This is a genomic window from Alteriqipengyuania lutimaris, assembly GCF_003363135.1.
Taxonomy (GTDB): Bacteria; Pseudomonadota; Alphaproteobacteria; order Sphingomonadales; family Sphingomonadaceae; genus Alteriqipengyuania; species Alteriqipengyuania lutimaris.
This window is the reverse complement of sequence record NZ_QRBB01000001.1, coordinates 484,473-498,111: the sequence shown is the minus strand read 5'-3', so window position 1 is coordinate 498,111 and position 13,639 is coordinate 484,473. Positions and strand designations below refer to the sequence as shown.

Here is a 13,639-nt window from a genome sequence, read left to right as displayed (position 1 = left end):
GGGGTCACTCCTGACAATAGAGATCGTGAAGGGTCGCCAGCAGGGTGCGGCAGCGCGGATCGGCGATGCGGTACCAGGCGGTCTGCGCCTCGCGCCGGGAGTCGACGAGCCCCTCGGCCCGCATCTTCGCAAGATGCTGCGAGAGCGCGGACTGCGACAGGCCGACCTCCTCGGCGAGCGCGTTCACCCGCATCTCCCCATGTTCGGCCAGCTTGCACATCACCATCAGGCGACGTGTGTTGCCGAGCGCCTTGAGCAGCTCGGCGACGGAAGATGCATTGGCCTCGAAAGCGGCGAGGTCTGCGGGGGCGAGAAGTTTGTCGTTTTCCATTAGCACTTGCTAAATAAGCAATCGCTAATATATGTCAAGCGTCACCATAGGAGCCAGCCATGACGCAGCCAGAGATCCGCGCCTTCTTCGACGAGCCGACCAAGACGGTCAGCTACCTCGTCTGGGACCCGGCCACCGGGCAGGGCGCGGTGATCGATCCCGTGCTCGACTTCGACCTTGCCGCGGGCGAGGCGGACGTGCGCTCTGCCGAAGCGATCCTCGCCGCCGCGCAGGAGGAAGGTGTGACGATCGCGCGCGTGCTCGAAACCCACGCCCATGCCGACCACCTGAGCGCGGCCCCCTTCATCAAGGCGCAGACGGGCGCACGGATCGGGATCGGCGCGCATATCCGCGACGTGCAGAAGATCTTCCGCCCGGTTTTCGGGATGGACGACCTCAAGACCGACGGGTCCGATTTCGACGACCTGTTCGAGGATGGGGAGACCTTCGCGATCGGCTCGCTGACCGTCGAAGTGCTGCACGTGCCCGGTCACACTCCGGCGGATATTGCCTACAAGATCGGTGACGCGGTGTTCGTCGGCGACACGCTGTTCATGCCCGACTTCGGCACCGCGCGGGCGGACTTCCCCGGCGGCGATGCGCGCCAGCTCTACCACTCGATCCGCCGCCTGCTGGCGCTGCCCGAGGATACCCGGCTGTTCCTGTGCCACGACTACAAGGCCCCGGGGCGCGACGACTACGCATGGGAGACCACGGTGGGCGAGCAGAAGCGCAACAGCGTCCACGTGCACGAAGGGGTGAGCGAGGACGAGTTCGTTGCCATGCGCGAGGCGCGCGACAGCGACCTCGCGGTGCCGCGCCTGCTGCTCCCCTCGGTCCAGGTCAACATCCGCGCCGGGCGCTTCCCCGAGGCGCAGGACAACGGCGTCGCCTACCTGCGCATCCCGGTGAAGCCGGTGCGGCACAAGGTCGACGGCGGCTGATCAGCGCAGGTGTGCGAGCGCCGCCTCGATCTGCGGGTCGCGCCCCGCGGCAATGTCCGCCGCGCTCGTCGCCACCGCGATATCGGGCAGCACGCCGCGATCGGGCTGGGGCGAGGCGGGGTAGTAGCCGACCAGCGGCAGGTCGAACTCGATCCCGCTGCCGGGCAGCGTGACGAAGGCGACCGCGCCCGCGTTGATCCCCCTGCGGTTGCCGCCTGTTTGCGAGCCGACCAGCGTGGCGAGCCCATGCTCTTTCGCGCGCAGGGCGAAAAGGAAGGTCGCCGAGCTGTTGCTCGCATCGACGAGGATCGCGGTGGGCGTGGTCAGGCGGGGGCTTGCCGCGGCGATGCGCGGCACCGGCGTCGTCGCAGGGTCCTGCCCGAAGAACCCGTCGCCGAGCGGGACCGCCCCGACGCCCAGCGTGCGGAAGGACGGGACCGGCGTGACGGCGTAGGGATCGAGCTCGGCGGGGAGCGTGCGGAAGCGCACCTGCTGGCGATACTCGTCGAGCACGATGTCCTCGCCCGCCAGCCGCGCGAGGATCGGGTCGCCGCAGCTCAGCCCGCCCTCGTTGCCGCGAATATCGATCACCAGCCCGCGCGCGGCGTAGAGCGCGGGCGCGCGCTCGGCGAGCCACGCCTGCCAGTCCCACCCGCTGCGATAGACCACCCAGGTCGGCTTGGTCAGCACCGCGATCCCGTCCTCGCACTGCGCCAGCGACCATAGCGGGGTGCCGTCGTCGGGCAGGGGCGGCGCGGCGGCGAGCCGTTCCTCGGGCGAGAGCGCGGGCAGGCGCGCGGTCGCGGGCGCGCTGCCGGGTGGCGTGAAGGCGATGGAGAAGGCTCCGTCCTGCGGCGGGAACAGCAGGCCCTGGAAGATGTCGAAGGCGGGAAAGCGCTCGCCCCCGGTCACCTCCATCTGCGCGACCCGCTTGGCGTCGTTGCCGCCATCGGCGCGCGCCAGCGGCAGCAGCGCGGCGAGGATCGCGGCGGGCGCGCGCCCGTCGATCGCGGTGACGATCGTGCCCGGCGGCAGGCGGCCGCTTCCCGACAGGTCGCGGGTGACGACCATCTGTCCGTCGATCCAGCGGAACAGGAAGGGCAGCCGGGTGCGCAGGTCGAACAGATCCTTCGCGACGGCGTCGCCCTGGTTATAGAAATTGCAGTGCGTGTGCCCGCATTTCAGCTTCGCGAGGAAGGCAGAGAGGGCGAGGAAGCGCGCGGGAAGGCTCCCGGCGCGAAGATAGGTGCGCTCCAGCTCGTCGAGCGCGTCGGCCAGCTGCGCCTCGCTCAGGTAGCGCCGCGCTCCCGGATGGATCGAGATGGCCGCGCGGACCACGTCCATATCTATCGCAAGACTGGAGCTTACCCCGGCGCGCAATGGCAGCGCTGCGCACGCGGCCAGCGCGCCGCTTGCCCCCAGAAACATCCGTCGATCCATGTCCGCTCCTCTCGTGTGGGAAGCGGCAGGCATGGCGCGACACGCCGTGCGATGCGCTGCAAAGCGTCAATCGCCGCGGCTTTTTACGATCCGAGCCGCGCCCTGTAGGCCGAGGGCGACATGCCGTAGCGCTGCACGAAGGCGCGGTTGAAGGTCGCCTTGGAGGCAAAGCCCGCCTCCAGCGCGAGGTCGAGCAGCGTCGCCTCGCTCCCCGCCTCGAGCGCGCGCGCGACCTCCTCGCTCCGCAGGCCGTTGACGAAGGCGGAGAAGCCGGTGCCCAGCCCCTCGTTGAGCGCGCGTGAGAGGTAGGCGCGGTTGAGGCCCATGTGGCGCGCCAGCCGGTCGAGCGAGAGCTGCGGATCGCGCGCCCAGCCCTCCGCGCGCATCCGGCGCGCGACCTCTTCGCCCAGCGCGCGCCAGTCCCGCGCCTCGGGTGGAGGCGGGGCGTGCGCCTCATCGGACAGCGTGGGATAATCGAGCCGCGCGTGGCGCCAGCCCTCGACCCCAAGATAGAGCGCGAAGAAGGCGACCGCGACATATTGCCCCATGTTGCCCCGGTAGCCGAGTGGGACGAACAGCCCGGCGAGCTTGTAGGCGAAGGCGATCGCGATCAGCGCCAGCACCGCGACGATCGCGCGGCTGAGCCAGATCCCTGCGTAGAGCCGGTCGTCCGAGCGCTCCTGCGCGAGGAAGGCGCGGAACGCGCGCAGCAGCGCGAGCGAGCGCCAGCCGTAGAAGAGGGCGGAGATCAGGAGCGCGATGTCGAGCGCGGTGGCGAGCGCGGGCAGGTAGCCGGTCCACACCTGCGCCACCTTCGCCGCCGCCTGCACCAGTGCCGGCGCGAGGTGCCATGCGCCCCGGGGCGGCCAGCGCCCGCCGGTCAGCGCGTGGGCGAACAGCCACAGCAGCGGCGGTACCGCCAGCGGGAGCGAGAAGGGCACGAAGGAGAGGCCCTGCCAGCGGTCGTAGAACCCGGCAAACCCGATCATCCACGGCGTCGCGATCCCCGCGAGCACCAGCAGCAGCGCGGCCAGCGTGCGGTTGGCGATGCGGTTGCGCAGCGTCGTGACGAGGCCAATGCCGATCGGCACCAGCGGAGCGAGGGCGGCGAGGAGGATCGCGCTGCGCCAGCCGAAAACCAGCCCCTCCATGCGCCGCTATCCTCCCCGTATCAGATGACCCGTATCAGATGATCCCGGTCGCCTTGCCCGCGCGCTCGAACATGCCGAGGATGGTCGAGACCTCTTCCTCGCTATGCTCCGCGCACAGCGAACAGCGCAGCAGGGTCATGTTGGCGGGCGTTGCGGGCGGGCGGGCGAGATTGACGTAGAGCCCTTCCTTCAGCAGCGCCTCCCACATCTGCGCGCCGCGCTGCAGATCGGGCATGATCACCGCGACGATCGCGCTCTGCGGCTCGTCGGTGCCGAGCTGGAAGCCCATATGCTTGAGCCCGCCGTGCAGCCGCTTGGAATTCTCCCACAGATGCGCGCGCTTGTTGCCGCCGTGCATCAGCTTGCGGATGCTGGTCGCGGCGGTGGCGACCACGCTTGGCGGCAGGCTGGCGGTGAACACGTAGGGGCGGCAGACCAGCCGCAGGATCTCGAAATCGGGGTGGTTGGAGACGCAGAAGCCGCCGACCGTTCCCACGCTCTTCGAGAAGGTGCCGATCACGAAGTCGACATCGTCGAGCACGCCCTGGTCCTCGGCCACGCCGCGGCCGTTTTCGCCGATAAAGCCCATCGAGTGCGCTTCGTCGACCAGCACCATCGCGCCCGCTTCCTTGCAGATGCGGACCATCTCCTTGAGCGGAGCAACGTCGCCCAGCATCGAGTAGACGCCTTCGAGCACGACCAGCTTGCCCGCGTCGGCGGGAATGCGCTTCAGCCGTTTTTCCAGCGCTTCGATATCATTGTGGCGGAAGGGCACGATCTCGGCCCGGCCCATCGCGCAGCCATCGTAGATCGATGCGTGGCTGTCGATGTCGAGCACCACGTAATCGCCCTTGCCGGCGATGGTGGAGATGATTCCGAGGTTGGCCTGGTAGCCGGTGGAGAAGACCATCGCGTGGTCCATCCCGTAAAATTCCTTGAGCGCGTCCTCGCACTCCTTGTGGCCCTGGTACGTCCCGTTGAGCACGCGGCTGCCGGTGGTCCCGCTGCCGAACTGTTCCAGCGCGTCCTTGCCCGCCTCGATCACGTCGGGATCGAAGGTCATGCCCATGTAGTTGTAGGTGCCCAGCAGGATCGTCTCGCGCCCGTTGCAGATCGCGCGGGTGGGGGAGAGGACCTTTTCCATCACCAGGTTGAACGGGTCTTCCACCCCGCTGGCGAGCAGGCCCTCGCGCATCGCGATCAACTCGTCGAACTTGGCGAAAAGGTCGCCTTTCGCGCGGCCTTCACGGGTTACCGGCGCGTCCGGCTGGCTGACGCCTTCGCTCATTTGGCGTCGACCATCTTCTTCACCGCATCGACGAGCTGGCCGTAGGTCTCGATCTCGGCCTGCTGGTTCATGCTGATGATGATGTCGAACTCGTCCTCGATCGCGGCGACGAAATCCATCACCGTCAGGCTGTCGAACTCGAGGTCGCCCTGGAAGGTCGTCTCTTCGGTGATCGTCACGCCGTTCTTGTTGAAGGGGGCGATAAGCTCACGGATTTGCCGGTCGATATCGGCACGGTCCATCGGGCATCCTTTTCGTTGCCTTTTCGTGAGGGCGGGCAAAGCTCTTTCGGCCCACATTTGTCAAGCATACCTCGGGGTCGGGGTGCCCCCTGTGTCCTACTCCCCGATCAGGGCGAGGACCTTGGCCGAGAATGGCCCGATGGAGACGGGCTTGGCGAGGTAATCCTCCGCCCCTGCCGCCCGGATGCGGTCTTCGTCACCCGTGCCCGCATAGGCGGTGACGGCCAGCACCGGAACGGCGGAAAGCTGCGCGTCGGCCTTCATCTGCGCAATCAGGTCGAGGCCCGAGACATGCGGCAGCTGGATATCCATGATCGCGAGGTCGGGCAGGAACGCCCTCGCGGACTCGATCACCACATTGCCATCGGCGCAGCCCAGGACCTCGTACCCCTTGGCGCGCAGGACGTCGCAGAACAATTTGCGGTTGAGATCGTTGTCCTCGACAACAAGGATCCGTTTTGCCACGTCTCGCCCCCACTCCCTTGCCTTACCTCTACCGATAGGCCAGCCGCGCGCCCTATGACAACGCTTCCGCCCGATAAATCCGCGCATCACGACGCATCGGCGCTCGCGCTCTCGGCGCTCGGCTGGGTGCTGACGGACGAGCGGCGGGCGGATCGGCTGCTGTCGCTGACCGGCCTCACCCCCGATGTCCTTCGCGAAGGGCTGGGCACGCGCAGCGTTCAGGCCGCCGTGCTCGATTTTCTCGCAGGGCACGAACCCGACCTCGTGCTTGCCGCCGATGCGCTCAATGTCGAACCCGCGGCGATCATCGCCGCAAGAGATGAACTGATCCGATGAACGCCCCCGCAAACCTCGCCGCCCGCCCGCTCGTCATCACCGATTGCGACGAAGTGCTGCTCCACATGGTCACGCATTTCCGCGACTGGCTGGGCGAGGAGCACGCGATCGACTTCGCCTTCGACTCTCCCGATTTCACCGAAGCACTGACCCGTCGCGAGAGCGGCGAGACGGTGGAGCAAAGGGAAATCTGGAACCTGCTCAACGGCTTCTTCGACACGCAGATGGACCGCCAGCGGCCGATCGAGGGCGCGGTCGAAGCCTACGGACAGCTTGCCGAAAAGGCCGACGTCGTGGTCCTTACCAACCTGCTCGACCACCGGCGCGAAGACCGCACGCGCCAGCTCGCGCGGCACGGGATCGATGCGAAGGTCTATACCAACCAGGGGCCCAAGGGCGGCGCGATCGCACGCATCATCGAGGAATACGGCCCCCGCAAGACCGTGTTCATCGACGACCTTTCGCAGCATCACAGCTCGGCGCGCGAGCATGTGCCCGATACGGTTCGCCTGCACCTGTGCGGCGAGCCCGGTCTCGCCCCCCACATCGCCTGCGGCGCCGAGGCCGGCGATGCGCACGCGCGGATCGACCGGTGGGACGCCGCGCTGCCCTGGATCATGGAACGCCTGGAGGACAAATCATGAGTATCCAAGAACGTCTCGACAAGCTCGGGATCACGCTGCCCGAGGCATCGGGGGCGCTGGCCAGCTACATCCCCGTCGCCGTGCATGGCGACATCGCCTATGTCTCGGGCCAGCTGCCGTTTGACGAGGATGGCGAACTGATCACCGGCCGGCTGGGCGACGACGTCGACCTTCCCGACGGGGTCAAGGCGGCGCGCGCCTGCGGGCTCATGATCCTCGCGCAGCTGCAGAAGGCGCGCATCTCGCTCGACAAGGTGGAGCGGATCGTGAAGCTCGGCGCCTTCGTCAACTCGGCCCCCGATTTCGTCGAGCAGCACAAGGTCGCCAACGGCGCGTCCGAACTGATGTTCGACATTTTCGGCGAATCGGGCCGCCACGCGCGCGCGGCGGTCGGCGTGCCGACCCTGCCGCTGGGAGTCGCAGTGGAAATCGACGCGATCATCGCGCTGCACCACCGCCATTAGGGCAGGGAGGCGCGACGGGGCCTGCACGCGAGGCCTCGCCGCGCCTATATTGCCGGCATGGCGGATCTCGAACTCACGGCCAGAATACACGGTGGCGTTTCCGCGATAGATCCGGTCGCATGGGATCGGCTGGCGGGCGACGACAATCCCTTCGTTGCCCACGCCTTCCTGGCCGCGATGGAGGATTCGGGCAGCGTCGGGCCAGGCACCGGATGGCAGGCCGCGCCGATCACGATCGCCGACGATACCGGCACCATGCACGCCGCGCTGCCCGCCTATCTCAAGATGCACAGCCGCGGCGAATACGTCTTCGACCAAGGCTGGGCCGAAGCCTACGAGCGCGCGGGCGGGCGCTATTACCCCAAGCTGCAGATCGCGGTGCCCTTCACCCCGGCGACCGGTCCGCGGCTGCTGCTGGGACAGGAAGAGGGGGGCGAGGCCTTCGCCGCGCCGCTGCTGCGCGCCGCCGAGCAGATATGCCACGAGCATGGCCTGTCGGGCGCCCACGCAACCTTCATCGCGCCCGGGCAGGAGGCGCTGTTCGAACGCGCCGGATGGCTGATTCGCAGCGACCTCCAATTCCACTGGGAAAACCAGGACTACGTCGATTTCGACGGCTTCCTCGACAGTCTCGCCAGCCGCAAGCGCAAGAATCTGCGCAAGGAGCGCGCGAAGGCGCAGGAGGCGGTCGAGATTCGCCACCTGACCGGCGACGACCTGACCGAGGATGTGTGGGACGTGTTCTGGGAATTCTACCAGGATACCGGCGCGCGCAAGTGGGGCACGCCCTATCTCACGCGCGAGGCATTCTCGCTGCTGGGGCAGCGGATGGGCGAGAAAATCCTGCTGATCTTCGCTTTCATCGACGGACAGCCGGTCGCGGGCGCGATGAACGTGATCGGCGGATCGACGCTGTTCGGGCGCTACTGGGGCTGCCTCGCCGACATCCCCTTCCTCCATTTCGAGCTGTGCTATTACCAGGCGATCGACGCGGCGATCGAACGCGGGCTCGCCCGGGTGGAGGCGGGCGCGCAGGGCGGCCACAAGCTCGCCCGCGGATACGCGCCGGTGCAGACCCGCTCGGCGCATTACATCGCGGACCCAGGCCTGCACGCGGCGGTCGCGGAATTTCTCGAGCGCGAGGCGCAGGGCATCAGCGCAGAGCAGAACTTCCTCGAGGCGCGAACGCCTTTCCGGAAGGGCTAGCGAATCAGGCGCAGGTCAGGCGCAGCGGCGCTGGTCGTTTAGCCACTGGCGCGCACGGCGCTGCGCTTCGGCGATCTGGCGCGCGGTCATCTCGTCGGAGATGTCGGCCCGGCACCATGCGGCCTCGCGATGGCCCTGCGAAGCGGCGAGATTGAACCATTGGTGCGCTTCGACAAGGTCGCAATCGACGCCATGTGCGCCGGTCGACCAGGTGACCCCCAGTTCGTAGCATGCTTCGATATCGCCGTCGGCGGCGGCGGCGATCAGGCGTGCGATCGCCAGGTCGGCCACGTCGTTGGCCGCCGGTTGCGCGGTGGCCGTCTCAATCGCTGTCAGTCGCATCATTATCCCCTTATTGTTTTTGCGTCCCCTTCACGTGCAGGTCTTCACCGGCTGACCCCTTGAAGCGAGTTATGGTAAACAAGCGATTAAGGCGTCGCAGATCAGATACGCCGCCGTCCTGCGGCAGCTCTGCAACACCGAACCGCCGTATGCCTTCATATTGCATTATAGAGCGCTTTCAGATGGCCGCGTCCGGGATAAGCGCTTGTTCGCACATCGATGCCTGCTAAGAGCCGCGGCGCGACGTTTGTGCCGCAGTCCCCAACGGCGGCGCGGCGTCGGTCACGGGTGGGACCGCAAAGGTAGAGGACTGGCATGGCCGCAACGGCGCTTTCCGACGGTGAAATTCTTGCCCGGGCAAACCAGGCCCTGCCGGCAGATTATGTGCCGCACGACGACGAAGAGTACATGAACGAACGCCAGCAGCAGTTCTTCCGAAAGCTGCTGATCGAATGGAAGCGTTCGCTGCATTCCGAAGCGGGCGGCACCTTGCAGAACCTGCAGGACACGCCGCTGCGCGAACCCGACCTGACTGACCGCGCATCGAGCGAGACCGACTGGGGTATCGAACTGCGCACGCGCGACCGGCAGCGCAAGCTGATCTCCAAGATCGAAGCGGCTCTGCGGCGGATCGACGAAGGCGAATACGGCTATTGCGAAGTGAGCGGCGATCCGATCGGCCTGCAGCGCCTGATCGCGCGCCCCGTGGCGACGATGACGGTCGAGGCGCAGGAGGCGCACGAGCGGCGCGAGAAGATTTCCCGCAACGACTGACGCGCGGGTGCGGGCGGGCCCTGCCGCCCAAGCAAACTCGGTAAAGCGACGTTTAAACTTCTTTAGGCTGTCGTGGTCTAGAAGGACGAGGAGCACCGGCAATGCTCGCGATTTGTCCATTCTAGCGCCGAAGGTTACCTACGCTTCATGACTGCCATCGAGACCCGATCGCTGAAGCGCGACAGCCTTTTCCTGTCCGCCGATCTCACGCTTGCCGACTCGGACGAGCCCGTACGCGTGAAAGTGCGCAACCTGTCGGATGGGGGCATGATGGCGGAGGCACCGATCTTCGTCGAACGGGGCATGCGGCTGGGGATCGAGCTGCGCAATATCGGCCGGATCAAGGGTTCGGTGGCATGGACGCAGGACAATCGATTCGGCGTCGTCTTCGACCACGAGATCGATTCGAAGAAGGTCCGAGGGACCGTAACCGGCGGGGACAAGACGCCCCGTTACACCCGCCCGTCGAGCATTGCGCCGAGTTCGGCCAAGCCCGAGGGATCGCTGCGCAAGATCTGACGATTAGCGCGCTGACCGGCGCGCGCGAGGCTGCTAGAGCCTTGGCCGACATGGCCCGACTGCTTCCACATTCCATTGTAACCCTTGCGCTCGCCGCGCTGCTCGCAGCCTGCGGCAGCAGCGAGGATGCGGACGGCCTGCCGGTCGTCACCATCGCCGCGCCCGAATCGATCTTCGAGGATGGCCTGCGCCTCTCGCCCGGCGCGCAGATGGTGCGCGACGCGACCAGCTCGGGCATCGTCGCGCTCAACGCGGAAGGCGAGGTCGTGCCCGCGCTCGGCGAAAGCTGGATCGTGACCGAGGACGGCCGCAGCTTCATCTTCCGCCTGCGGCAGGTCACTTGGCCCGACGGCGAGCCTTTGACCGCGCAGGAGGCGCGCACGAGCCTGCTCGACACCATTCGCGAGCTGCGGGGCACCTCGCTCGGTCTCGACCTGCGCAAGGTCGACGAGATCCGCGCGATGACCAACCGGGTCATCGAGATCCGCCTGACCGGGCCGATGCCCGAATTCCTCCAGCTGCTCGCCCAGCCCGAACTGGCGATCACCCGCGACGGCGAATCGATCGGTCCGATGCGGCTGACGCGCGAAGGCGCGGTGGCGGTGCTGGAGCCGACCGAGCCCGAAGAGATCGGCCTGCCGGAAATGGAGGACGAGGTTCGCGGCATGACCCTTCGCCTGAGGGCAATGGGCGGGGAGGATGCCAACCGCGCCTTCGCCGCGGGGCAGGCGGCCGCATTGCTCGACGGCACCATCTTCACCCTGCCCCTGGCCGACACCGGCCCGCTGTCGCGCGGGACGATCCGGCTCGATCCCGCACTGGGGCTGTTCGGGATGGTGGTCACCAACGATCAGGGCTTCCTCGCCGAGGCCGAGAATCGCGAGGCGATCTCGATGGCGATCGACCGGCCGGCCCTGCTCGAACAGTTCAGCGTGGGCGGATGGCAGCCCAGCGCGCAGATCGTGCCTCGCAACCTTCCCTCCGAAGCGGGGGCACTCACGGAGCGGTGGCCGGGCCTTTCGCTCGATGCGCGTCGCGAGCAGGCCCGTACCCGCGTCACCGAATGGAGCCGTGCGACCGGACAGGAGGCACGGTTGCGCCTGTGGCTGCCCGACGGGCCCGGCTCGGACCGGTTGATGAATGCCCTCTCGCTCGACCTGGCGGCGATCGGGGTGGAGCTGCGCCGGGTCCAGTTCGCCGAAGGTGCGGACCTCGTCATGATCGACCGGACCGCCCGCTATCCCAGCGCGCGCTGGTTCCTCAACCAGTTCAACTGCGCGCTGTTGCCCGGCCCCTGTTCGCCCGATGCCGATTCGCTCGTCACCCAGTCGCTGTTCGCGGCCAACGCAGACGAAGCGGCAAACCTGCTGGTCGAGGCCGAGGGGGCGCTGATCGCGCAGGAGGCGTATATTCCGCTGGGCGCGCCGGTCCGCTGGTCGCTGGTGCGCAGCGGGCTTGAAGGATTTTCGGAAAATCCGTGGGCCCGACATCCGCTTTCTGCGTTGGCAGGGGTAGAGCTATGGTAAACCGGACCTCCTGAACGGCCTTTTTCGTACGGGCCTCTTTCATTTGGGGACGAATCGAATGGACGATACGCGAACGATGAATCTGATGGGCATGGAAGTGCCCGCAGGCAGTGACCCGGCTTCGATCTATCGCCGCATCCAGATGATGGAGCAGCTGACCGAGCGCAGCATGACGATCCCCGGGCTCAACTATGAGGTCGGGATGGATGCGCTGATCGGCCTCATCCCCGTTCTCGGCGACATTTTCGGCGTCGCGATGGGGACCTACATCGTGTGGGAGGCCCGCAACCTCAAAATGCCGAAGCGGCACATGGCGCGCATGGCGGGGAATGTCGCCTTCGACGGCGTGATCGGTTTCGTTCCGTTTCTGGGCGACGCGTTCGACTTCGCCTTCCGGTCCAATTCGCGCAACCTCAGGATCGTCAAGAAATACCTGTCGAAGCACCACCCGCACGTGACCGTGATCGATCGCTGAGCGGATTTGGCGCGCGCGCGGCGGCACGCTAGAGCCTGTGCCCATGGCAGCAGACACACCAACCGATACACCCGAAGGAGACGTCACCTACGCCTCCTACCTCGATCTCGACCGCATCCTCGCCGCGCAGCATCCACGTTCCGATGCGCAGGACGAGATGCTGTTCATCATCGTCCACCAGGCGAGCGAGCTGTGGCTCAAGCTGTGCCTGCACGAGCTGTTCGCGGCGCGCGAGGCGATTGCGGCCGACCGCCTGCGCCCCGCCTTCAAGATGCTCGCCCGCGTGGCCCGCGCGCAGGAGCAGCTGATCCAGAGCTGGAACGTGCTGAGCACGATGACCCCGCACGACTATTCGCTGCTGCGCCCGCATCTGGGCACATCCAGCGGGTTCCAGTCCGCCCAGTACCGGCTGATGGAATTCATCCTCGGCGGGCGCAAGCCGAACATGGTGACGATGCACGAGGCGGTGCCCGACGTGGCGGAGAAGCTGCGCGCCGAGCTTGCCCGGCCCAGCCTCTACGACGAGACGATGAAGCTGCTCGCCCGGCGCGGCTTCGCCATTCCCGACAAGGTGCTGACCCGCGATCGGGAGGGAAGCTGGGACAAGTCCGAGGCGGTCGAGGCGGTGTGGGCGCAAATCTATTCCAACCCGCATGATCACTGGGACCTGTACGAGCTGGCCGAAAAGCTGGTCGACCTCGAATACCACTTCCAGCGCTGGCGCTTCGGACACCTCAAGACGGTCGAGCGCATTATCGGCTTCAAGAAGGGCACCGGCGGGACCGCGGGCGTCGGCTATCTCGAGGGCGTGCTGAAGGAAGTCTTCTTCCCCGAACTGCTGTCGGTCAGGACGGCGTTGTGAGCCGCAAGATCTGGGATATCTCGCAGGTCCTGCGCCCCGGGCTGCCCGTGTGGCCGGGCGATACCGAATTCGCGTTCGAGCGGACGTGGAAAATGGAGGAAGGATCGCCGGTCAATGTCGGGCGGATGACCATGTCCACCCATTCGGGCACCCATGCCGACGCGCCGCTGCATTACGCGGCGGATGGAGCGGATGCGGCCAGCATGAGCCTCGACCCGTATCTGGGCACCTGCATCGTGGTCGATGCGCGCGGCGTCGAAGGCGAGATCGATATCGGCGACCTGCCGCGGCTCGACTACGCCAACCGCGTGCTGTTCCGCACGTGGGATGCGTTTCCGCACGACGAATGGCGATCCGACTGGCTGCCGATTTCCGCAGAGGTCATCGAGTGGCTCGCCGCGCATGGCGTGGTCCTGATCGGCACCGACGCGCCCTCGGTCGACCCGCAGGAGAGCAAGACGATGGACGCGCATCTCGCGGTGCTGAAGCACGGCATGCGCATCCTCGAAGGGCTGGTCCTCGATAACGTGCCCGAGGACCATTACGAGCTGATCGCGCTCCCGCTGAAAGTCGGCGGCGGCGACGCGGGCCTGTGCCGCGCGGTGCTGCGGGAGCTGCCCGATGAGTGAC

18 protein-coding genes are annotated in these 13,639 nt (G+C 67.0%); 11 read left to right on the top strand and 7 right to left on the bottom strand.

Annotated elements, in window-relative coordinates; genetic code table 11:
• Window positions 1-4: 4 nt before the first annotated feature.
• Window positions 5-331 (bottom strand): ArsR/SmtB family transcription factor, encoded by a 327-nt coding sequence (locus DL238_RS02370; protein ID WP_115490790.1) that lies wholly within the window; start codon window positions 329-331, stop codon window positions 5-7.
• 59 nt (window positions 332-390) lie between these two features.
• On the opposite strand from DL238_RS02370, the gene DL238_RS02365 reads away from it, so the two are divergent.
• Complete coding sequence (locus DL238_RS02365) at window positions 391-1,275, top strand: MBL fold metallo-hydrolase (RefSeq protein ID WP_115490789.1); 885 nt, start codon at window positions 391-393, stop codon at window positions 1,273-1,275.
• Here the strand turns inward: DL238_RS02365 and DL238_RS02360 are convergent, their stop codons facing one another.
• The 5 genes from DL238_RS02360 to DL238_RS02340 form a co-directional block, all read right to left on the bottom strand.
• Window positions 1,276-2,715, bottom strand: a complete 1,440-nt coding sequence (locus tag DL238_RS02360) for a S41 family peptidase (RefSeq protein WP_115490788.1) — start codon at window positions 2,713-2,715, stop codon at window positions 1,276-1,278.
• Window positions 2,716-2,798: 83 nt separating this feature from the next.
• The gene (locus DL238_RS02355) at window positions 2,799-3,866 is read right to left on the bottom strand and encodes an AraC family transcriptional regulator (protein ID WP_115490787.1); all 1,068 of its coding nucleotides are present in this window, start codon (window positions 3,864-3,866) and stop codon (window positions 2,799-2,801) included.
• 34 nt (window positions 3,867-3,900) lie between these two features.
• Entirely contained in the window at window positions 3,901-5,154 is a 1,254-nt protein-coding gene (gene spt / locus DL238_RS02350) for a serine palmitoyltransferase (RefSeq protein ID WP_115490786.1), read from the bottom strand.
• Window positions 5,151-5,396 (bottom strand): acyl carrier protein, encoded by a 246-nt coding sequence (locus tag DL238_RS02345; RefSeq protein WP_115490785.1) that lies wholly within the window; start codon window positions 5,394-5,396, stop codon window positions 5,151-5,153. The genes spt and DL238_RS02345 overlap by 4 nt, the downstream gene beginning before the upstream one ends.
• A 96-nt stretch (window positions 5,397-5,492) precedes the next feature.
• Entirely contained in the window at window positions 5,493-5,861 is a 369-nt protein-coding gene (locus DL238_RS02340) for a response regulator (RefSeq protein ID WP_115490784.1), read from the bottom strand.
• Between the two features lie 54 nt (window positions 5,862-5,915).
• Between DL238_RS02340 and DL238_RS02335 the strand changes: the two genes are divergently transcribed.
• Genes DL238_RS02335 through DL238_RS02320 form a run of 4 tightly spaced genes read left to right on the top strand, consistent with a single transcriptional unit; the run spans window position 5,916 to window position 8,511 of the window.
• Window positions 5,916-6,197, top strand: a complete 282-nt coding sequence (locus DL238_RS02335) for a DUF3572 family protein (RefSeq protein WP_115490783.1) — start codon at window positions 5,916-5,918, stop codon at window positions 6,195-6,197.
• On the top strand, window positions 6,194-6,841 hold the full coding sequence (locus tag DL238_RS02330; RefSeq protein WP_115490782.1) for an HAD family hydrolase: 648 nt from the start codon (window positions 6,194-6,196) through the stop codon (window positions 6,839-6,841). Before DL238_RS02335 ends, DL238_RS02330 begins: the two co-directional genes overlap by 4 nt.
• A complete protein-coding gene (locus tag DL238_RS02325; protein ID WP_115490781.1) occupies window positions 6,838-7,305 on the top strand; it encodes a RidA family protein in 468 nt (155 codons plus the stop codon). The genes DL238_RS02330 and DL238_RS02325 overlap by 4 nt, the downstream gene beginning before the upstream one ends.
• A gap of 57 nt (window positions 7,306-7,362) precedes the next feature.
• A complete protein-coding gene (locus DL238_RS02320; RefSeq protein ID WP_115490780.1) occupies window positions 7,363-8,511 on the top strand; it encodes a GNAT family N-acetyltransferase in 1,149 nt (382 codons plus the stop codon).
• A gap of 15 nt (window positions 8,512-8,526) precedes the next feature.
• Here DL238_RS02320 and DL238_RS02315 read toward each other — a convergent pair whose 3' ends face one another.
• On the bottom strand, window positions 8,527-8,853 hold the full coding sequence (locus DL238_RS02315; protein ID WP_115492726.1) for an SEL1-like repeat protein: 327 nt from the start codon (window positions 8,851-8,853) through the stop codon (window positions 8,527-8,529).
• A 315-nt stretch (window positions 8,854-9,168) separates the two neighbouring features.
• On the opposite strand from DL238_RS02315, the gene dksA reads away from it, so the two are divergent.
• The 6 genes from dksA to kynB all read left to right on the top strand — a co-directional run bounded on the left by dksA (window position 9,169) and on the right by kynB (window position 13,638).
• Entirely contained in the window at window positions 9,169-9,627 is a 459-nt protein-coding gene (gene dksA, locus DL238_RS02310) for an RNA polymerase-binding protein DksA (RefSeq protein ID WP_115490779.1), read from the top strand.
• A gap of 147 nt (window positions 9,628-9,774) precedes the next feature.
• A complete protein-coding gene (locus DL238_RS02305) occupies window positions 9,775-10,146 on the top strand; it encodes a PilZ domain-containing protein (RefSeq protein WP_115490778.1) in 372 nt (123 codons plus the stop codon).
• Between the two features lie 50 nt (window positions 10,147-10,196).
• Window positions 10,197-11,672 carry an ABC transporter substrate-binding protein gene (locus DL238_RS02300; protein WP_115490777.1) on the top strand — a complete coding sequence of 492 codons (1,476 nt, stop codon included), beginning with the start codon at window positions 10,197-10,199 and terminating at the stop codon, window positions 11,670-11,672.
• A 58-nt stretch (window positions 11,673-11,730) separates the two neighbouring features.
• Window positions 11,731-12,147, top strand: a complete 417-nt coding sequence (locus DL238_RS02295; protein ID WP_115490776.1) for a DUF4112 domain-containing protein — start codon at window positions 11,731-11,733, stop codon at window positions 12,145-12,147.
• Window positions 12,148-12,190: 43 nt separating this feature from the next.
• Window positions 12,191-13,009 carry a tryptophan 2,3-dioxygenase gene (locus DL238_RS02290; RefSeq protein WP_115490775.1) on the top strand — a complete coding sequence of 273 codons (819 nt, stop codon included), beginning with the start codon at window positions 12,191-12,193 and terminating at the stop codon, window positions 13,007-13,009.
• Window positions 13,006-13,638 carry an arylformamidase gene (kynB, locus tag DL238_RS02285; protein WP_115490774.1) on the top strand — a complete coding sequence of 211 codons (633 nt, stop codon included), beginning with the start codon at window positions 13,006-13,008 and terminating at the stop codon, window positions 13,636-13,638. Before DL238_RS02290 ends, kynB begins: the two co-directional genes overlap by 4 nt.
• The last annotated feature ends 1 nt before the right edge of the window (window position 13,639 follow it).